General features: G+C 60.3%; 18 protein-coding genes. 12 read left to right on the forward strand and 6 right to left on the reverse strand.

Going from position 1 to position 20,049, the window contains the following annotated elements:
* Positions 1 to 78 precede the first annotated feature (78 nt).
* From HOC_RS14195 to HOC_RS14205, 3 genes are all read left to right on the forward strand, one after another.
* The gene (locus HOC_RS14195; RefSeq protein WP_035539702.1) at positions 79 to 1,011 is read left to right on the forward strand and encodes an MBL fold metallo-hydrolase; all 933 of its coding nucleotides are present in this window, start codon (positions 79 to 81) and stop codon (positions 1,009 to 1,011) included.
* Between the two features lie 83 nt (positions 1,012 to 1,094).
* Positions 1,095 to 2,759 carry an energy-dependent translational throttle protein EttA gene (gene ettA / locus HOC_RS14200; protein WP_035539703.1) on the forward strand — a complete coding sequence of 555 codons (1,665 nt, stop codon included), beginning with the start codon at positions 1,095 to 1,097 and terminating at the stop codon, positions 2,757 to 2,759.
* 62 nt (positions 2,760 to 2,821) lie between these two features.
* Complete coding sequence (locus HOC_RS14205; RefSeq protein WP_035539704.1) at positions 2,822 to 3,700, forward strand: DUF1444 domain-containing protein; 879 nt, start codon at positions 2,822 to 2,824, stop codon at positions 3,698 to 3,700.
* A gap of 21 nt (positions 3,701 to 3,721) precedes the next feature.
* Here HOC_RS14205 and HOC_RS14210 read toward each other — a convergent pair whose 3' ends face one another.
* The 4 genes from HOC_RS14210 to HOC_RS14225 form a co-directional block, all read right to left on the reverse strand.
* On the reverse strand, positions 3,722 to 5,086 hold the full coding sequence (locus HOC_RS14210; RefSeq protein WP_084146342.1) for a mechanosensitive ion channel domain-containing protein: 1,365 nt from the start codon (positions 5,084 to 5,086) through the stop codon (positions 3,722 to 3,724).
* Between the two features lie 84 nt (positions 5,087 to 5,170).
* Positions 5,171 to 6,382 (reverse strand): glycosyltransferase family 4 protein, encoded by a 1,212-nt coding sequence (locus HOC_RS14215; RefSeq protein ID WP_084146341.1) that lies wholly within the window; start codon positions 6,380 to 6,382, stop codon positions 5,171 to 5,173.
* Between the two features lie 188 nt (positions 6,383 to 6,570).
* On the reverse strand, positions 6,571 to 7,197 hold the full coding sequence (locus HOC_RS14220) for an MlaC/ttg2D family ABC transporter substrate-binding protein (RefSeq protein ID WP_035539706.1): 627 nt from the start codon (positions 7,195 to 7,197) through the stop codon (positions 6,571 to 6,573).
* Positions 7,198 to 7,240: 43 nt separating this feature from the next.
* On the reverse strand, positions 7,241 to 7,987 hold the full coding sequence (locus HOC_RS14225) for an MlaA family lipoprotein (RefSeq protein WP_035539707.1): 747 nt from the start codon (positions 7,985 to 7,987) through the stop codon (positions 7,241 to 7,243).
* 145 nt (positions 7,988 to 8,132) lie between these two features.
* Between HOC_RS14225 and HOC_RS14230 the strand changes: the two genes are divergently transcribed.
* The 6 genes from HOC_RS14230 to pyk all read left to right on the forward strand — a co-directional run bounded on the left by HOC_RS14230 (position 8,133) and on the right by pyk (position 15,668).
* Complete coding sequence (locus tag HOC_RS14230) at positions 8,133 to 9,110, forward strand: ArsR/SmtB family transcription factor (RefSeq protein ID WP_035539710.1); 978 nt, start codon at positions 8,133 to 8,135, stop codon at positions 9,108 to 9,110.
* A complete protein-coding gene (metF, locus tag HOC_RS14235) occupies positions 9,107 to 10,006 on the forward strand; it encodes a methylenetetrahydrofolate reductase [NAD(P)H] (protein WP_035539712.1) in 900 nt (299 codons plus the stop codon). The genes HOC_RS14230 and metF overlap by 4 nt, the downstream gene beginning before the upstream one ends.
* An 8-nt stretch (positions 10,007 to 10,014) precedes the next feature.
* Complete coding sequence (locus HOC_RS14240; protein ID WP_156950497.1) at positions 10,015 to 11,082, forward strand: homocysteine S-methyltransferase family protein; 1,068 nt, start codon at positions 10,015 to 10,017, stop codon at positions 11,080 to 11,082.
* Positions 11,079 to 11,507, forward strand: coding sequence for a gamma-glutamylcyclotransferase family protein (locus HOC_RS14245; RefSeq protein WP_035539716.1), 429 nt, complete (start codon positions 11,079 to 11,081; stop codon positions 11,505 to 11,507). The genes HOC_RS14240 and HOC_RS14245 overlap by 4 nt, the downstream gene beginning before the upstream one ends.
* On the forward strand, positions 11,504 to 14,152 hold the full coding sequence (gene metH, locus HOC_RS14250) for a methionine synthase (protein ID WP_051624915.1): 2,649 nt from the start codon (positions 11,504 to 11,506) through the stop codon (positions 14,150 to 14,152). The genes HOC_RS14245 and metH overlap by 4 nt, the downstream gene beginning before the upstream one ends.
* Before the next feature lie 91 nt (positions 14,153 to 14,243).
* Complete coding sequence (gene pyk, locus HOC_RS14255) at positions 14,244 to 15,668, forward strand: pyruvate kinase (RefSeq protein ID WP_035539719.1); 1,425 nt, start codon at positions 14,244 to 14,246, stop codon at positions 15,666 to 15,668.
* On the opposite strand, the gene HOC_RS14260 is transcribed toward pyk, so the two are convergent.
* Positions 15,655 to 16,185, reverse strand: a complete 531-nt coding sequence (locus HOC_RS14260; protein WP_051624916.1) for a retropepsin-like aspartic protease family protein — start codon at positions 16,183 to 16,185, stop codon at positions 15,655 to 15,657. The two genes, pyk and HOC_RS14260, sit on opposite strands and share 14 nt — an antisense overlap.
* Positions 16,186 to 16,187: 2 nt before the next feature.
* Positions 16,188 to 16,382 (reverse strand): DUF1289 domain-containing protein, encoded by a 195-nt coding sequence (locus tag HOC_RS14265; protein ID WP_035539758.1) that lies wholly within the window; start codon positions 16,380 to 16,382, stop codon positions 16,188 to 16,190.
* Positions 16,383 to 16,520: 138 nt separating this feature from the next.
* On the opposite strand from HOC_RS14265, the gene HOC_RS14270 reads away from it, so the two are divergent.
* The 3 genes from HOC_RS14270 (at position 16,521) to HOC_RS14280 (ending at position 20,047) form a co-directional block, all read left to right on the forward strand.
* Positions 16,521 to 17,522 carry a nicotinate-nucleotide--dimethylbenzimidazole phosphoribosyltransferase gene (locus HOC_RS14270; RefSeq protein ID WP_035539722.1) on the forward strand — a complete coding sequence of 334 codons (1,002 nt, stop codon included), beginning with the start codon at positions 16,521 to 16,523 and terminating at the stop codon, positions 17,520 to 17,522.
* Positions 17,523 to 17,670: 148 nt separating this feature from the next.
* Positions 17,671 to 18,867: an acyl-CoA dehydrogenase family protein gene (locus HOC_RS14275; protein WP_035539724.1), complete on the forward strand. Its 1,197-nt coding sequence runs from the start codon at positions 17,671 to 17,673 to the stop codon at positions 18,865 to 18,867.
* A gap of 25 nt (positions 18,868 to 18,892) precedes the next feature.
* Positions 18,893 to 20,047 (forward strand): acyl-CoA dehydrogenase family protein, encoded by a 1,155-nt coding sequence (locus tag HOC_RS14280; RefSeq protein WP_035539727.1) that lies wholly within the window; start codon positions 18,893 to 18,895, stop codon positions 20,045 to 20,047.
* Positions 20,048 to 20,049: the final 2 nt, after the last annotated feature.

A 20,049-nucleotide genomic window follows, 5' to 3' on the forward strand; every position in this document is an offset into this window, starting at 1 on the left:
TGGGGCAAAAGGCTCTGAACGATAAACAAATTTTACCCCGTTCAGAATGCTGCTAGGCTACCAGCGGGAGGACACAAAATGCTGAAATGGATTCTGGGTATCGCCGGAGCGCTTGTCGTCGTGGCGGCAGCAGCTGGCTGGTGGCTGTTTGTCGGGTTCAGTCACGCGCCAAAGGCAGCGGCGGGCCTGATGGACATGGACCAATGGCGCAGCATGGTGCGCGAAGGCGGTGGCACGCTGCCGACAGAGGTGCGCGTGCTGGAAGTCGGCCGGGATTCCGCGCCCATGGTGGCGGCGCGTGCCGGGGCGTTCGGCGGCAAATGGCAGACGAGCTACAATTCCGTCCAGCTGGTCTATCCGGACAAGACCATCATTATCGGTGGCGCCCTCGACCGTCAGACATCCGAAGGCATGGTGGCCGCCCCCAAGGACTGGTCATTCGATGACGCAGCCTATGAGCAGCTGACGGCGGCCATGCTGCGCGCCGATCAGGTGCTGATCACGCATGAGCATCTTGATCATGTCATGGCCATTGCGCGCCACCCGCAGCCGGACGCACTGGCCCCGCGACTTGTGCTCAACGCGCCGCAGATTGCCGCCATGCCGCAGTTTGCGATTGGTGAGCTGGCGCCAGCCGTGCGCGATGTTGCCCCGCGTCTCGATGGTTCGGTTCAGCTAGTGGCGCCGGGTGTCGTTGCGATCCCCGTGCCCGGCCATACGGCGGGCAGCCAGATGGTCTTCATCACGCTGGAGAATGGTCATGAATACCTGATGATCGGCGATATCGTCTGGACCATGACTTCGCTCGACGAGCTGGTGATGCGTCCCGTCTTTACCCAGTACGCCGTGATCGATCCGAACGAGGACCGCACAGCCGTCAAGGACCAGATCCGCGCCCTGCACGACCTCTGGGAGGCCAATCCGGAACTGACCATTTTCCCGAGTCACGACCGCACATGGCTGGAAATGCTGGAGCAGCAAGGCCTGATCAGCTGGAGTTTTCAGGACTAGCATTGCCATTGACGGCTTGATTTTCCGCTGCGCGCGCGCGAGTAGAGCGCATTCTCCCTCCCGCTCGAACAGGAATACGCGCCATGGCCGGTCCCCAGATTGTTTTCCACATGCAAGGCCTCACAAAGGCCTATCCTGGCGGCAAGAAGGTGTTCGAGAACATCCACCTGAACTTCCTGCCTGACGCCAAGATCGGTGTGGTCGGCGTCAACGGTTCCGGTAAGTCGACCCTGCTGCGCATCATGGCGGGCGAGGACAAGGATTATCAGGGCGAGGCCTGGGCCGCTGACGGCATCAAGGTCGGCTACCTGCCACAGGAGCCGAAGCTCGACCCGACGCTCACCGTGTTCGAGAATGTCGCCTCCAAATGCCCTGAAAAGCAGATGCTGGAACAGTTCAACGCCATCTCCGAAAAACTCGGCGAAGACTATTCCGACGAGCTGATGGAAGAGATGACCAAGCTGCAGGAGCAGATCGACGCCGCTGACGCATGGGACATCGATTCCAAGATCGACATGGCGCTGACGGCGCTCGGCTGCCCCGAGAATGATGCCGACGTGTCGGCCCTCTCCGGCGGTGAAGCCCGCCGCGTGGCGATCTGCCAGCTGCTGCTGTCCAAGCCCGACATGATCCTGATGGATGAACCGACCAACCACCTCGACGCCGAGACGGTTGCCTGGCTGCAGAACTACCTGATCAATTTCCCCGGCTGCGTCATCCTCGTGACCCACGACCGTTACTTCCTTGACGATATCACCAGCTGGATCCTCGAACTCGACCGCGGCCGCGGCGTGCCCTTCCAGGGCAACTATTCCGGCTGGGTCGAGCAGAAGGCCAAGCGGATGGAGCAGGAAGCCCGCGAGGATACCGGCCGCAAGCGCACGCTGGCCAAGGAACTTGAATGGGTCCGCTCCGGCCAGAAGGCCCGTCAAGCGAAATCCAAGGCCCGTATCAACGCCTATGAGGAAATGGCCTCCAAGGCCGAGCGCGAGCAGGTGATGACCGCGCAGATCCGCATCCCGCCCGGCCCGCGCCTTGGCGGCGTCGTGCTGGAAGCGGAAGGCCTCAACAAGGCCTTTGGCGAGAACGTGCTGATCGAAGACCTCGATTTCAAACTGCCACCGGGTGGCATTGTCGGTGTGATCGGCCCGAACGGCGCTGGTAAATCGACGCTGTTCAAGATGATCCTCGATCAGGAAAAGCCGGATTCGGGCAGCCTGCGCGTCGGCGAGACGGTGAAAATCGGTTATGTCGACCAGAGCCGCGACAAGCTCGATCCGGGCAAGAACGTCTGGGAGGAAATCTCGGGCGGCACGGACATGATCGACCTTGGCGGTGTGCAGGTCATGTCGCGCGCCTATGTCGGCGCCTTCAACTTCAAGGGCACCGACCAGCAGAAGAAGGTCGGCCTGCTCTCAGGCGGTGAGCGCAACCGCGTCCACCTCGCCAAGATGCTGAAGGGCAGCCACAACCTGCTCCTCCTCGATGAACCGACCAACGACCTTGACGTGGAAACGCTGCAGGCCCTCGAAGAAGGCCTCGACAATTTCCCCGGCTGCGCCGTTATCATCTCGCACGATCGCTGGTTCCTTGACCGCATGGCGACGCACATCCTCGCCTTCGAGGGCGACAGTCACGTTGAGTGGTTCGAGGGCGATTTCTCGTCCTACCTTGAAGACAAGAAGCGCCGCCTCGGCGAAGACGCCGTCAATCCGAAGCGCCTGAAATTCAAGAAGTTCGGACGGTAGTATAGGTTGCGTTTGTAGGATCTTTCGCATCAACTCACTTCGATTTTATTGGGGAGAGGTTGATGCGGTGGATCATTTCAGCGATCGGATTAATGGTTGCGGCCTGTAGCCCGGCGGACAGTGACGAGCATTCCGTAATGCGCGAACATCTTTCGCGAGCTAGTTTCACCCAAGAGGCGATGTCTGCGGTGAAGGCGAACGAGCAGGTTGCGTGCGTTGAGCCGATAGACGATGGCAGTTTCAGTTTCGGAGCGGATTCGGAAGACTGCCAGACCCACACCTTTTTTACCGACAACATGTATGAAGCTTATCTGGCCGACCCTTTAGCCAAGGACGCGGTGATAGCCAGGCTTGTGTCTATGTCGGTCGCATCACTGACAGACCAGGATAAGATCGGTTTGATGCCCGATGATTTTCGCGAACGCATCGTCGTCCTGTTGCGGCCAGCAGGATATGGCGAAAGCATACCCGGCGTACCGGCCATTCCAGTCGTAAAGAAGCCCTTCGCTGGTGACATGGTCGTCCTGCTGGCACTCGATAGCCCGGATAGTCTCGCGGCTGTGACTAAAGAGATGTTAGGCGATGTCGATATGCAGGAAAGCGAACTATATGCGCTTGCGTTTGAAAACACGCGCGAACGTGTTGATGAACTTCAGATACAGACGGATAAGGACATTGAGTTCGTATCGGCTGTTTCAGGTTTGGCGACTGGCCATCTGTCGCTTCCTGAATCATGTGACGCCGATACGGCGCCCTACTATGCCGTTGTTCTGGACAGGGATACGTATGCTCGAACGCCAGCTTCTGCGACGAAGGGTGTCGCAGCACTGGCGAGCTATCTGGTGAAAGCCAGAAAGCAGAATGCCGGTTTTTCCCAGACGTTATTGAGCTGCGATTCTGGCATATGGTCCGCCGCTGACGTTTACGCACTGGCGCAATAACCGGTAACCGCAGGCGCAGTTCTATTCCACAGGACGGTCGGAATCGAGGAGATCGGTCTCCTTGGTTTCGGCGCGTTCTTCATCGACCTTTTTCTCGATGTGATCATCCGGCGCGACGCTGAGCGCGTCCGAGCCTGTCGGCAAGGTGGGGCGTTCCGGCTTGCGGCGCTCTGTCGTCGTGCCGCCCATGTCCTGCACGACCTTGGCTGCATCGACCGGGCCGTCAAAGCGCAGGCGATAGATGGGTTCGGGCAGGGTGAAGCCGCCGGTTTCGAGGGCATCCTTCGTGGCGCTGATGGCAAGGCCGCGCGCCTTGTTGAAGTCGGTCTGGTTCTGGTTCACCCAGCCCTGGAAGCGCAGCACGATATTGGAATCGCCAACCGTCTGTATGAAGGCGCTCGCGTCAGGTTGTTTCAGCACGAAGGGCAACGTGTCCAGCGTGTCGAGCCCTAGGTTCATCGCGGCGATCGGGTCATCTTCGGCATCGACGCCAAGGTCGAACTCGAAGCGGCGTTCGGGGTTGCGGCTGTAGTTCAGGATCACGGCCTTGAAGACCACCGCATTCGGAATGCGCAAATGGTTGCCGTCGAGCGTCATCAGCACCGTGGCGCGGGATGTGAGGCGGACGACCTTGCCCTCCTGATCGCCAATCACGACATGCTCGTTGGCGCGGAAAGGCTGGCGCAGGCTGAGCATGATGGACGAGATATAGTTCTCAAGACTGTCACGCACCGCAAAGCCCACCGCGATACCGAGCACGCCTATGCCGCCGAGCAGCGTACCCATCAGCGCGGTAGCGCCGACAAGGCTGAGCGCCAGTACCAGCGCTATGCCGATGGCAATGACACGGACGGCCTGCGAGACGAGTTCGGCGAGGAAGACGTTACGCAGCAGGCGGCGCCACAACCACATCCAGCTGGCCAGAAGGTGGCCCAGAAGGCTGATGATCAGGAAGAGCGCGAGGCCAAGGCCGAGCAGGGGCAGGGCGCGGTAATAGCTCTTGAGCCGGGCATGGAACGTGTCGACGAGGGGGGAGACGTTGCCTTCAATGTCCAGCGTGCGGTCAATCTTGTCCTCGACTGTCACGACGCCCACGAGCCGTCCTGCAATGTCGATGGCACGGTTCGCGGCAGCTGAGTTCGAAACGCCGCCGGAAAGCGTGACAACGCCCTCGCTGACATCGACCTCAACGCGCTTGAGCGAGTCGATCTCCGAAAAGATCGCGACGATACGGCTTTCAATGGCATTGTCTGACGGAGCATCGCTCGCCGTCTGGACGATTTGCGGCGCGGGCTGTTCGACGGGCGCCTGTGCGTGTGTTTGAAGCGTGGGCATGATGGCGAGCAGGCAGAGGCCGGCCAGCAAGTGGGTCAATCTTTTTGTCATTATGGCCATCGCGCCGTTTCCCTCAGCCATGTGCTGTAAAGGCATGAGCGACGCATGTGTTCCGCAGGTTTGCGTGGATCGCTGTCAGGCCAGTTGGTCTTCGATATCCGAAATTGTCGGCGATGACACATCCAGCGGGTCGTTTTTCGGGTCTGTGGACGGGTTTTCGGACGCAACGCGGTCATAGAAGGGGTCGTAAAAGGCCGCGGAAACGGCGGGGGAGAACATCTTCTCGGCCGTCAAACGGGCTGCGCGGCGCAGGGGCAACAGCTTTTCGGGCGCGCCGATGTAGGGCCGTATCGCTGCCAGCGCGTGATCTGCCAGCTTTTCGATTTCGTCCGCAAAGAAGTCCTCGTAGGCGTTTTCATTATGCTTGACGCCGACGGGTTGCTTCCAGTGGCCAAGCTCATCGACATCAAGTGGCAGCATCAGGCCGTTCAGTCCGTCCTTCACAAATTCCGGGATCGCCTGAACTGGCGTGGCAATGGAGGGCGTGTGCTCTGCCATGGCCTCAATGATTGAATAGCCGAACGTATCGGAGAATGTCGGGAGAAAGCCGAAGTGCGAGCGGCCCAGCATCTGACGGACGGCGCCATTTGGCAGGCCTTCAAAGCGCGTGACATTGGGCAGGTCGAGCAGGTCCATGTAAGGCTTGAAAAAGGCTTCGGAGGCCGGGTCCGTCCAGACGGATGCGCCGACGGTCATCGATGAGACGATCTGGATACGTACGGGCAGGTTCTGTTCAAGCGCCTTCTGCGCGAGCTTCACCGCGACGCAACCGCCCTTGCGTGCAAAGTGGGCGCCGACGAAGGTGATCACGAGTTCGTCCATACGGCCGTCTCTCAGCTCTGCAGCGAGCGGGTCGACATCCGGGCCCATGAGCACGTTCGGGTGGCGCACCAGCAGTTTGGCCTTCAGGGCTTCCGCCGTGCACGCGTCCTTGGTCTGGTCGATGAACTGATTACGGGCGTAGTGCGACAGGGCAATGATACGGCGACAATGCCGGCTCGAGATCTCGCGCGTCATCCAATCCGTATAGGCGTTGTCCCGTGCAATGCTGAACCGGCGGGGAAGGTGGCTCTCGAACGAGATGACATATTTGCGCTCGCCGATTGGCACGCGGTTGAAGGCGTGGACCAGATCTGCGTTGTGAAAAGGCGCCATCCAGGCGATGCCGTCGAGCTTGTTGAGCAGTTTGTCGAAGGGCAGGAACAAGCGACTATTGATCTGGTGCCCGCTACGACGGGGCACCACGAAAGAGGTGGGATACCTGTCTTTGTAAACTGAGACTCTCATCGCAACGTTGTACCCATCCGGAAATCACCCCCGGGGTGTGCAGGAAACGGGCCAGACGCGCCAAATGTTGAGGTAAACGCCGCACTGACCATTCAATTCCCGAGTTCTAGTCCAAGTATATGACTAAATCGCGAATTTTTCCGGGAAATGCAGGTTAATGCACTGAAACGTATAAAGTTTAACAGAATCTAGCTGCGTTTTGACGTTTTCAGCTCAGTGGTCCTGCTCTCGATCTTCTTGATTAATACTTCAGCCGACCCGTTCGAGCGGTCGAGCAGGGCGATAAATTGGGCCCTTTGTTCTATGCCGAGCCAGATCAGGTTTCCGTCGAGATTGAGGGCCACATCGACGACCTGATATTTGCCGTCGCGGTTAAGTACGCGCCAGCGAACATCCATATCCTTACCGTCCTGGCGCTTGATGACCGTATTCACGATGGAATCATCGGCCGAACGGTCAACGGAATCCTTCACGATCACTTCCTTGCCGCGATAGTCATCAAGCTGGGATTCATAGACAGCCAGGGCGTAGGCGCGGAATGCCTTGCGATAGGCGGAAAGTTCCGCGTCTGTAAAGCGGCGGCTATATTTGCCAATAACGAAGTTGGAGACGGCGTCGAGGTCGGTGAACTTGTCCATGTACACGCTGAACGCCTTCGTCCGCTCTTCAGCGGTCAAAGAGGGGTCATTAAGCGTTGCCAGGACTTCGCTCGCATTGGTCTGGACGTAGGCCTCTGTCTTTGCGTCTGCTGCTGCAGGCAAAGCGGTGAGCGCCAGACCGACCATGGCCAGACCTAGTGTGATAGTGCGTTTCAAGCGACTGCTCCTGCTTTTCGTAAGCGCCTTGCTAAGTCCCAAATTAGTCAAAATCAGGGAGATCTTCGTACGCATCCGCGTCATCGACCGGCTTACCATTACGGATGTCTGCCTGACGCTGAGATGAATAGATTCTACGAAGGGCGATGTAGGGTTCGGGCTGCTCATTGAGGGTCTTGATTTGATCATCAAATTCGACCCGCGCGTTGAGGCCGCCCAGTACACGGCGGCCCATGGCGATCTGGTCATCGAGATCGGGTTGGCCTTCGAATTCGGTCCAGTTCAACGGATCGAATGCCACATCGACGCCGGTTCCGAGAAGATCGCGGGGGTTTGTCGGGCCGAGGAGGGGCATGACGAGGTACGGGCCGCTGTCGACGCCCCATACCGCGAGCGTCTGGCCAAAGTCTTCGGAGTGGCCTTCGAGGCCGAAATAATGCGCCGCATCCCACAGGCCGACGAGCCCGATCGTGGTATTGAGGGTGAATCGGAAGAACGTGTCGCTTGCGCGCCCTGGCTCGGCCTGCAGCACGTCATTCACAAAGATGACAGGCGATTTGAGGTTGCTCAGGAAGTCACCGACGCGGTCGCGCGCGAAGGATGGCGTGACCGTCTCATAGACATTGGCAGCGGGCTCCAGCGCGTAGCGATCAACACCGTTGTTGAAGGCGAACATCTGGCGATTAAAGCCTTCATAGGGGTCGGCAATCGTGCCGGGTTCGGGCGGGGGAGCCGATGCGCAGGCGCCCAAACCCAGTGTCAGGGCGGCGCCAAGGAAACGTATTTGCATGAGGAAAGCCCTCTGGGAGGTTGGGTTGGATTATTAGAATGGTAATTCGAAACCGCTCCATCAACTCATAGTTTGGTAAATTCATTCTGCATGAACACATGAAATGTTTATTGCGGAACATATAAACCCATGTTTATATAATGATATGAAGCCTGATCTCGTTCCCATCCTCGACCGGCTCCGCGCAGCGGGCGAGCCAACGCGGCTGCGCATCCTGGCGCTATTGCGGGGGCGAGACCTGTCGGTTGGTGAGCTTGTGCAGGTCCTTGCGCAGTCCCAGCCGCGATTATCTCACCATCTGAAGGCCCTGACGAGCGCGGGACTGGTGGAGCGCATGCCGGAGGGCTCGTTTGTTTTTTATCGCGCGGCCAGCCGCGGCGACGGGAGAGCCTTTCTTGATTCCCTGTTCGAGCAGATCGCTGTCGAATCGCCGACATTCCAGCGCGATTCAGAGCAGCTTGAAGAAGTGACGGCCCTGCGGGCAGCCTCGGCTGAGTCCTATTTTTCGGAGTTGGCCGGTACATGGGACACGATCCGTTCGCTTCACTATCCGAACGAGGCCATCGAAGCGGCGCTTCTGGACATGGCTGGTCCCGGACCGTTTGAGCGGGTTGTTGATTTCGGCACAGGCACAGGCCGCATGCTGGCGCTGTTTGCACCATTGGCACGCGAGGCCGAAGGCATCGACCTTAGCCACCAGATGTTGACCGTGGCGCGCGCCAATCTTGAGCGGGCGGGCATAACGGGCGCACGCGTGCGCCAGGGCGATGTTACGTCTGCGCCGTTTGAGGATGCGTCGGCCGATCTCGTCATTATTCACCAGGTGCTGCACTTCATGGATGCGCCGGGCAGGGTGATTGCCGAGGCGAGCCGGGTGCTGAAACCCGGCGGGCGCCTGCTCGTGGTTGATTTTGCCGCGCATGATCTCGAATTCCTGCGCTCCGAGCACGGTCACCACCGGCTCGGGATGCGGAACGATAATATGGAAGCCTGGGCCCAGGATGCGCAGCTGAAGCTGTCCCAGCCCGCTTCATTCGCGCCGCCCGAGGCCTCTGGCCCGGGACTGGTGGTCAATATCTGGGTCGCTGATAAGCCGGCCCTGCCTGAGGAGGCCAAAGCATGAGCAGTCTGTCGATTGCCAACCGTCAGAAGGATGCAGCGCCGTCCGTGTCGTTTGAATTCTTCCCGCCGAAGAGCGAGGCCATGGCGACGCGCCTGTGGGAGACCGTGCAGCGGTTGGAGCCGATGTCGCCGGAATTTGTGTCGGTGACCTATGGCGCCGGTGGGTCCACGCGTGAGCGCACGCATGACACGGTGAAGCGGATTGCCAGTGACACGGCACTGCGCCCGGCGGCGCACCTGACCTGCGTGTCGGCGACCAAGGCCGAAGTGCTGGACGTCGCGGATTCCTACGCCGCTGCTGGCGTACATCATATCGTGGCCCTGCGCGGCGATCCGCCCGAGGGCATGGGCGCTGCTTTCACGCCTCATCCGGACGGGTTTGCCAATTCGGTCGAGCTGATCGAGGCGCTGTCGGAAGCTGGCAAGTTCGAGATCTCGGTGTCGTGTTACCCGGAGCCCCACCCCAACAGCCGGGGTTGGGACGAGGACCTCGCCTTCCTGAAGGCGAAGCAGGATGCAGGCGCCAAGCGCGCGATCACGCAGTTCTTCTTCGAGCCGGATACTTACCTGCGCTTTGTCGAAAAGGCGCGCGCGAAGGGCATCACCATGCCGCTGGTGCCTGGCATCATGCTGCAGCCCAATTTTGCCGGCTTGAAGCGGATGGCAAGCATGGTGCAGGCGAGTGTTCCGGCTTGGCTGGACCGACTGTATGACGGGCTCGACAGCGATGACGAGACAAGAGACCTTGTAACAGCGACTGTGGCCGCCGAACTGTGCCACAAGCTGGCTGATGAAGGCGTCAGCGACTTTCACTTCTACACGCTGAACCGGGCGGGGCTGGCGCTGTCGACCTGCCGCCTGCTCGGCATGAAACCCAAGCCTGTACAGGCTGCATGAGGCCCCAAATGACACGCAAAGACCGTATCGCCGCGCTCAAAGCCGCCGCCAAAGAGCGCATCCTCATCCTCGACGGATCGTGGGGCGTGATGATCCAGCGGCGCGGACTGGACGAGGCCGATTTCCTCGGAGACCGTTTCGTTGGTCATGAAGGGCAGATGAAGGGCAACAATGACATCCTTTGTCTGACGCGACCGGATATCGTGACCGACCTGCACAATGCTTATTACGAAGCGGGCGCGGACATCTCCGAGACCAATACGTTCTCGGCGACGACCATTGCGCAGGATGACTACAAGCTGGACGCTGAGGCCGTGCGCGACATCAATCTTGAAGGCGCCAAACTGGCACGAGCGGCGGCGGATGCGTGGACGGCGAAGACACCGGACAAGCCACGCTTTGCGGCCGGTTCGATCGGGCCGCTGAACAAGATGCTGTCCATGTCGTCGGACGTGAACGATCCGGGCCACCGCGCGGTGACATTTGATGAGGTCTATGAGGCCTATCGGATGCAGGTTCAGGCGCTGAACGAAGGTGGGGTCGATCTTTATCTGATCGAGACGATCACAGACACGCTGAACTGCAAGGCCTGTATCAAGGCGATCATGGACCTTGAAGCCGAGGGCATGGATCAGTTGCCGATCTGGATTTCAGGCACGATCACCGATCGGTCCGGACGCACGCTGTCCGGCCAGACGGTCGAAGCGTTCTGGAATTCGGTGCGACATGCGAAGCCATTCGCCATCGGGTTCAATTGCGCACTCGGCGCGGACCTGATGCGGCCGCACATCGCGTCGCTGTCGCGGATTGCCGATACGCTGGTGGCTGCCTATCCGAATGCGGGCCTCCCGAACGAGATGGGCCAGTATGACGAGACGCCTGGCCAGACATCCGGCGCCGTGGGCGGCTGGGCGAAGGACGGGATTGTCAACATCCTGGGTGGCTGCTGCGGCACGACGCCGGAGCATATCGCGGCGATCGCCAAGGCGACGGCGGGCCTGAAGCCACGTGACCCGGCGCCGACATCGCATGACATGCGTCTTTCCGGGCTTGAACCTTTCGTGCTGGCATCATGAGTGGCGGAGCGGTCAAAAAAGGCGACCTGTTCGTGTTTTACGGCCTGCTGAAACAGGGCTCGGCGGGGCAGCCGGCAGATTTGCCGCTGGAAGTGTCGGGCAAGTTTCTCGGGGCCTGCCGGTTTCGCGGGCGATTGCTGGACCTTGGCGGCTTTCCGGGTGTCGTTGAGGGCGAGCAGCTGTGCCATGGCGTGCGCTATGAGCTGAACGATGTGTCGATCATTGACGCGATGGATGAATTCGAGGACGTGACGGACGATCCAGCAACGTCGCTTTATACGAGACAACAAATTCCGCTGCTGGATGACCATGGCGCGCCGACCGGCGAGCGGGCCTGGATCTACTGGTACAATCAGCCCACAGAGGGCTTCACTGACATTCCGGACGGCAACTGGCCGCTCGACAGGGGACGCACCCGCAAATGACTTCATCTGCCTCCACCCGCTTTATCAATATCGGCGAACGCACGAACGTGACCGGGTCTGCCGTGTTCCGGAAGATGATTACCGAAGGGCGCTATGCTGACGCCGTGGAAGTGGCGCGCAACCAGGTCGAGAATGGGGCGCAGATCATTGATGTGAACATGGACGAAGGCATGCTCGACGGGGCCGAGGCCATGCGCACGTTCCTGAATCTGATCGCGGCCGAACCTGATATCGCGCGCGTGCCGGTGATGATCGACAGCTCGAAATGGGATGTCATCGAGGCGGGCCTGAAATGCGTGCAGGGCAAGGCTGTGGTCAATTCGATCTCCATGAAGGAAGGCGAGGACATTTTCCGCAAGCATGCCAGGGCGTGCCTCGCCTATGGCGCAGCCGTGGTCGTGATGGCATTCGATGAGGCAGGGCAGGCCGATACAGCCGCGCGCAAGATCGAGATCTGCCAGCGGGCGTTCAAGATACTGACCGAAGAGGTTGGCTTCCCGGCTGAAGACATCATTTTCGACCCGAACATCTTCGCGGTAGCGACGGGGATTGAGGAGCATAACAATTACGCGGTGGACTTTATCGAGGCCGCAAAGGTGATCCGCGAGACGTGCCCGGGCTGTCATATCTCGGGCGGGCTTTCGAACGTGTCGTTCAGCTTCCGGGGCAATGAGCCGGTGCGCCGGGCGATGCACTCTGTGTTCCTGTATTATGCAATTCCCGCAGGCATGGACATGGGCATCGTGAATGCAGGCCAGCTGGATATTTATGACGATATCGAGCCCGCGCTGCGCGATGCGGTCGAGGATGTGATCCTCAACCGGAACCCTGAAGCGACAGAGCGCCTTGTCGATATTGCCGAGACATTTCGCGGCCAGAAGGGCAAGGTTCAGGAGAAGGATACGCGCTGGCGCGAGGCGCCGGTCGCCAAGCGGCTTGAGCACAGCCTTGTGCACGGCATCACGGAGTTCATCGAGGTGGACACGGAAGAAGCGCGCCAGTCGTTCGAGCGTCCGCTGCATGTGATCGAAGGGCCGCTGATGGACGGCATGAATGTCGTCGGCGACCTGTTTGGATCCGGCAAGATGTTCCTGCCGCAGGTCGTGAAGTCGGCCCGCGTGATGAAGGCGGCTGTGGCCTATCTCGAGCCCTATCTGGAAGAAGAGAAGATTCGTCTCGGGACGGTTGATGTGTCCAATGGCAAGGTGCTGATGGCGACCGTGAAGGGCGATGTGCACGACATCGGCAAGAACATTGTCGGCGTAGTGCTCGCCTGTAACGGATACGAGATCATCGACCTTGGTGTCATGGTCGCGGCGGAGAAGATTCTCGACACGGCCATTGAGCAGAACGTTGATATCATCGGTCTGTCAGGGCTGATTACGCCAAGCCTAGACGAGATGGTCTATGTGGCCTCCGAGATGCAGCGGCGCGGCATGACGCAACCGCTGATGATCGGCGGGGCGACGACGAGCCCGGCGCACACCGCGGTGAAGGTGGAGCCGGCGATCCAGTGCGCGCCCGTGATCCATGTGTCCGACGCGAGCCGGGCTGTGGGTGTGGTGAGCACATTGCTGAGCGAGACGGACAAGCCCGGTTTCCTGGCGCAGACCAAGGCGCGCTACCAGCGTATGCGGGATGCACGCAAGGATGGACCGCCCAAGCCGCGCCTGCCGCTGGCAGAGGCGCGGGCCGCCGCCATGAAAATCGACTGGGACGCCTATGAGCGGCCTGTGCCGACCTATTCCGGTGTGCGGACATTTGACGACATCGATCTGGCCACATTGGCGCGCTATATCGACTGGACGCCCTATTTCTCGGCGTGGGATTTGGCGGGCAAGTACCCGGCTATCCTGACGGACAAAGTGGTCGGTGAGGCGGCGAGCGGTCTCTGGCGCGACACTGAAGCCATGATGCAGCGCCTTGTTGGCGAGGCTTGGTTCCGGCCGAAGGCGGTTGTCGGGTTCTGGAAAGCAAATGGCGACGTTGACGACATCCATCTCGAAACAGGCGACGTGTTCCATACGCTGCGACAGCAGATGGTGAAGGACAATACGCGCGCGAACTTTGCGCTGTCGGACTTTGTCGCGCCGGAAGGTGAAGACTGGATCGGCGGCTTCTGCGTGACGGCTGGGCCGGAGGTCGAGGCGATCGCAGCGGACTTCGCGGCGCAGGGCGACGATTATTCATCCATCATGGTCAAGGCATTGGCGGACCGGTTTGCCGAGGCCATGGCGGAATATATGCACGAGCGCGTGCGTAAGGAGCTGTGGGCTTATGCGTCCGACGAGGACATGAGCCCTGCCGAGTTGATCGCTGAAAGCTATCGGGGCATCCGCCCGGCCCCCGGCTATCCGAGCCAGCCGGAGCACACGGAAAAAGCGACCCTGTTCAAGCTTCTCGATGCCGAGAACCAGATCGGCGTTTCGCTGACATCGAGCTTTGCGATGACGCCAGCGGCCAGCGTGTCGGGCATGTATTTCGCGCACCCGGAAAGCGTCTATTTCGCTGTCGGCCGGATCGAACGGGACCAGGTTGAGGATTATGCGCGCCGCAAGGGCTGGGACATGCGGACGGCCGAACGCTGGCTGGCGCCAATCCTGAACTATGACCCGCTGGCCGTTCTGGCGGATGGTGTCGCCTGACATAAATGTTTGCGCTATCATGACTACTGGTGGCCGGGCCACGAGTCGCATATGACGTAACCAGCGCACCGCGCGGCAGGGGAGATGAAGAATGGGCCAGAACCGACTACGCGCTGAGAATGCAAAGATTGTCGCAACGCTTGGGCCGGGCAGCCGCTCGCGCAAGGAGATCCGTGCGCTGGCTGAAGCGGGCGTCGATGTCTTCCGGCTGAACTTCAGCCATGGCGAGCACGAGGCCCACCGTGAGGCGCTTGATTCTGTGCGTGCCGCCGAGGCGGCGACGGGCCAGCCACTGGCTGTGCTCGCCGACATGCAGGGGCCAAAGGTGCGCGTGGGCAGTTTTCCCGGTGGGACGATGCGGCTGGGCTTCCGGGCGGAATATGACCTGATTGCGGCCGAGAACACGGACCGCGATGATGCGATCCCGGTGCCGCACGCAGAGATCGTCGCGATGCTGGAAGAGGGCGATACGATCCTGGTCGATGACGGCAAGCTGATCCTCACGGTGACACAGGCCGGTGACAAGCCGCGCGTGCGGGCCGAAGTGCCCGGCAAGTTGGGAGATAAGAAGGGCTTTACTGTGCGCGGCAAAGCGCTGCCGGTGCAGGCGCTGACGGACAAGGATCGCCGCGATCTTGCGTTTGCGCTCGAGATCGGCGTGGATCTTGTTGCGCTCTCGTTCGTGCAGACGGTGGAGGACGTGATGGAGGCGAAAGCCATCATTGCGGGCAGGGCGCCACTGGTGGCGAAAATCGAAAAGCCGGCGGCGATCACAAACCTGTTGGCCATCGTTGAGGCGGCGGATGCTGTGATGGTTGCGCGGGGCGATCTGGGCGTGGAGTTCGCGCCCGAGGAAGTGCCAGTTATCCAGAGGCGCATTGTGCGGGCCGCGCGCGCGGCGGGGCGGCCAGTGATCGTGGCGACGCAGATGCTGGAATCGATGATCGAGAATGCGGCGCCGACGCGTGCCGAGGCCAGCGACGTGGCGACGGCGATTTATCAAGGCGCCGATGCGGTGATGCTGTCTGCTGAGACGGCGGTGGGGCGCCATCCGGCGACGGCGGTTGCGATCATGTCCCGTATCATCCGCGCGACAGAGAATGCCGAGGACTATCGCCGGTCGATTGAGCAGTTCGACGGGGATTCCGTGGGTGAGAGTGCGGTCGATGTTGTGGCCCGCACAGCGCAGGCGATGGCGGAGGCTGCGGGCGCGTCGGCGCTGGCGCTGCGTACGGGAGCGTTTGACCGCCTGGCGCGATTCTCCCGCGTGAGGGGGGCGGCGCCAATTCTATATGGTTCGCTCGACGACCAGCGCCTGCGTCAGGCCTGCCTGCTCTGGGGCGTGCATCCACAGAAGCTGAATGCTGGCGAAGCTCACTGGTATCGTGACCTCATGAATGCGGCGGGTCTGGATGGGCGCGTGGCCTATGCGCGGTGGGCCGGAGAGGACGGTCGGTTTGCCTGGGAAATCGGTATTGGCGTCGGCAAGGACGGCACGCCTGTTACTGGCGTATGACCAGTTGGCTCTTGCGGAACTCGTAAGAGTAAAGTTCGCCGAGGAAGGTCATACCCAATAGGGATTGATCGAGGCCTTCACGCAGGACCATAGCCTCGACATTATCGACCTCGACCCGGCCAATGCTGATCTTTTCCAGTGTGACGGCGGCGCCGTGGACGATTCCACCGGCTGTACGGATTTCCCATTTGAAATCGAGGTCTTCCGGTTTCAGGCCAATGCGCTGAGCATCCCGGAACGTGATGGCGACTGTACTGGCGCCAGTGTCCACCATGAATTTGACGGCTGTGCCGTCGACGTCCGCACGGGTCCAGTAATGGCCATCCGCTTCGCGATCAATGATGGCGGCGTTGTCAAATGCCGCCCTTGGAGTGGAAACGACGGCGCTGGCGACGATGGGCGTTTCGGCGGCCGCGTGATTTTCCTGCAGCTTTGGCACGATGAAAATGACGACACCGGCTGTAATCATGGCAGCTGCCGCAACCATCGAGACCGTATTTGCGACCCAGCTGCCCACGGTCAGCGTTTTCCCATGGCCTGGAGTTTCGAGATGCGCTCAGGAAGCGACTCCATCACCAGGTCACGCGAATCGCCTCCCATGGCCATCCATCCGCCGATCTCGGGCAGTGTGCGGCCACAACCGAGGCACCACCCTGTGGAGGCGTCGATTGCGCAGACTTTGATACACGGGGTCTTTATTGGTTGGTCGGTCATCAATATACAGCGTAATTCATGGAGCAGAATGGGCAAGTATGCCATGCTTCAAGGTAACAAATCCTTGTCGTGCAATAGCCGTTTTCTCTGATAGATTCGCACTGTCCCCATTTGCGCGGGACCGGGAGACTTACTGACGTGACTGAACCTGCCAATTCCGCAGCGCCGCTTGATGATGTTCGTGCGCTCGTTCTGAAGCGGATTCCGCTTGATACCGAGCCGGGCAAGCAGGTGCGCGAGGCGCTCCTGACCATGGGGCGTGAGGGCGATTTTGGTCGCTTGGGCGAAGCGGCCGAATGGCTGGCCAACTGGCAGCGCCGGTATCCGCCGCGCATCGAAAACCCGGTCCTGGCGATCTTTGCCGGTTCGCACGGTCTTGTGGACGAGGGCGTGTCGCTGTCGAGCGATGTCGACACCCGTGCCCATGTCGATGCGCTTCGTGAGGGCAAGGCCCCGCTGTCGGCGATCGCCACCCAGGCGGGCGCCAATATTCGGGTTTTCGAGCTTGCATTGGACAGGCCAACGCCAAGCATTGCCGAGACGGCGGCCATGTCTGAGCGCGAATGTGCCGCCACGATTGCCTTCGGATTTGAGGCTATCGAAGACAAGCCGGACCTTCTGGCCCTTGCCGTGTCCGGCGCGGGTGTTGGTACGGCAGCTGCGGCTGTTGCCTGTGCGCTCTATGGCGGTTCGCCGGATTACTGGGTGCGGCCGAGCAACCATACACCGCCGGCCATCTCGAAACGGCGGAGCGAACTGGTGAGTCGCGCCCTGACCCTGCACCGGGGGCACCTGTCAGACCCGCTGGAAGCCTTGCGCTGCCTTGGTGGGCGTGAGCTTGCGGCCTGCGTGGGCGCCATCATTGCTGCGCGTCATGAGGGTGTGCCTGTTGTGCTGGACGGGTTCGCGACGACGATTGCGGCCGGTGTGGTTCATGCCATTGACCCGAAAGCCATCAGCCATTGCCTGGCCTCGCATAGTACGCAGCGCCCGGCGCATGAGGCAGCGCTTGAGCGCCTTGGCCTGCGTCCGCTCATGCAGCTCGAATTCCAGACGGGTGGCGGACTCGGATCAGCTTCGGCCATCGGCCTGCTCAAGACCGCATGTGCACCGTTCATTGCGGAACCGGCCGCCTCCTGATTCTGCATGGTTAGTTTGCGAAAATGCAGTGAAAAGCTGCGGCAAAGTTTACGTTTACGTGCGCGTAACCTTGCCACGGGCCACATTTGACTGACATAGAGGGTTCAAGTCACCCCACTCAAAAATTGTCCGGAGGAGTCGTCCACCCATGAACCTTGAATTTTCCCCCGAGGAAATCGCCTTTCGGGATGAAGTACGTGCCTTCATCAGCGAAAATTATCCCAAGGAACTCGCAGGCGTCGGTACGCGCGAAGACCTGACACGCGAGCAATTCCTCGCCTGGCACAAGATCCTCGGCAAGAAGGGCTGGTCTGCAGCCGCCTGGCCTAAGAAGTATGGCGGCACGGGCTGGACCTCGACGCAGCGCTACATCTGGTCCGAAGAGAATGCGCGCGTTGACGCCATCATGCCGCTTCCGTTCGGCATGGCGATGGTTGCGCCGGTTATCTACACGTTCGGCACCGAAGAGCAGAAAGAGAAGTATCTTCCGGGCATCCTCTCGGGCGATGTGTGGTGGTGTCAGGGCTATTCCGAGCCTGGTGCCGGCTCTGACCTTGCCAGCGTTAAGACCACCGCTGTTCGCGATGGCGACGAATGGGTCATCAACGGCCAGAAGACCTGGACGACACTCGCCCAGTTCGCTGACTGGGGCTTCTTCCTTTGCCGCACCGACCCGACGGCTGCCAAGCCGCAGGAAGGTATCAGCTTCATCCTCGTCGACATGAAAACACCCGGCGTTGAAGTGCGTCCGATCAAACTGCTCGATGGCGGCCACGAAGTGAACGAAGTCTGGCTGACAGACGTTCGCGTGCCTGTCGAGAACCTTGTCGGCAAGGAAAACGAAGGCTGGACATGCGCCAAGTTCCTTCTCGCTCATGAGCGTTCCGGTATTGCGGGCGTTGCCCGTTCGAAGCGCGGTGTCGAGAAGCTGCGCGCGATTGCAAGCACCGAGCTTGTTGATGGCGAACCGCTGATCCAGACCAATGATTTTGCTCGCAAGATCAGCCAGCTTGAGATCGATCTGACGGCGCTTGAATTCACCGAACTTCGCACACTTGCTTCAGAATCGGCCGGTAAAGGTCCCGGACCTGAAAGCTCGATCCTCAAGATCAAGGGCACCGAAATCCAGCAGCGTCTTACCGAGCTGACGCTTGAAGCGGTGGGTAATTATGCCGAGCCTTACACGGCTGGTATGGAGTCCGATGGCTCGAATGAACTGGGTGTTGGCCCGGATCACTCGCACTTCGTCGCAGAGACTTATTTCAACATGCGCAAGACGTCGATCTATGGCGGATCGAACGAGATTCAGCGCGGCATCATCAGCAAAATGATCCTGGGCCTTTAGGGCACTCGGGGCAGGGAGAAACTTTATGGATTTCAATTTCACCGAAGAGCAGACCATGATCCGCGACAGCCTCTCGAGGTTGATCCGGGAGCAGTATGATTTCGACACGCGCCGCAAGGTCGTTGCGTCGAAAGACGGCTGGCGCCCGGAAATGTGGGCCCAGTTTGCCGAACTCGGGCTGCTGATGGCGCCGTTCAGCGAAGAAGACGGCGGCCTCGGTGGCGGCCCGATCGACGCCATGGTGGTCATGGAAGAATTCGGCAAAGGCCTCGTGGTCGAGCCCTATTTGCCGAGCGTTGTGTGCGGCGGCGGCTTCCTGAAGCGCGGCTCTGATGCGCAGAAGGCCGAGTATCTCGGCGGCATCATGTCAGGCGAAGCGATCTTTGCATTCGCTTATGCAGAGCCACGCGGCCGCTATAATCTGGCTGACCTCGAAACCACCGCCAAGAAAGACGGTTCGGGCTTTGTCCTGAACGGTCACAAGGCCGTGGTTATCGGCGCACCATGGGCCACGCATTTCGTCGTGACAGCTCGCACATCGGGCGATCGCCGCGATGCCAAGGGCGTGACTGTGTTCGTTGTTGCCAAGGATGCCAAAGGCGTTTCGACGCGTGATTATCCAACGGTCGACGGCCGCCGCGCATCGGAAGTGTATTTCGAGAATGTGGCTGTCAGCGCCGATGCCGTGATCGGCGAAGTCGACAATGGCTTGCCGCTTATTGAGCTAGTCGCGGACGAGGCGATTGCCGCCCTATGTGCAGAGGCCTGTGGTGCGATGAAGGTTGCCCACGCCATGACGGTTGAATACTCGCGTAACCGCAAGCAGTTCGGCACGGCGATCGGCAAATTCCAGGTGCTGCAGCACCGCATGGTCGACATGTTCATGGAGCACGAGCAGTCGGTTTCCATGACCTATATGGCCACGCTGAAGCTTGATGAAGACGAAGTGATCCGCAAGAAGGCTACATCAGCTGCCAAAGTGCGTATCGGCCAGGGCGGGCGCTATGTCGGCCAACAGGCGATCCAGATCCACGGTGGCATGGGCATGACGGACGAGATGGCTGTTGGCCACTATTTCAAGCGTCTGACCATGATCGATGCCGAGTTCGGAAATGTCGACCACCACCTGAAGCGCTACACGGAGCTATCGGCTGTAGACGTGCCCATGGCGGCTGAGTAGCC

Source organism: Hyphomonas oceanitis SCH89 (genome assembly GCF_000685295.1).
In the GTDB taxonomy this organism is placed as follows: Bacteria; Pseudomonadota; Alphaproteobacteria; order Caulobacterales; family Hyphomonadaceae; genus Hyphomonas; species Hyphomonas oceanitis.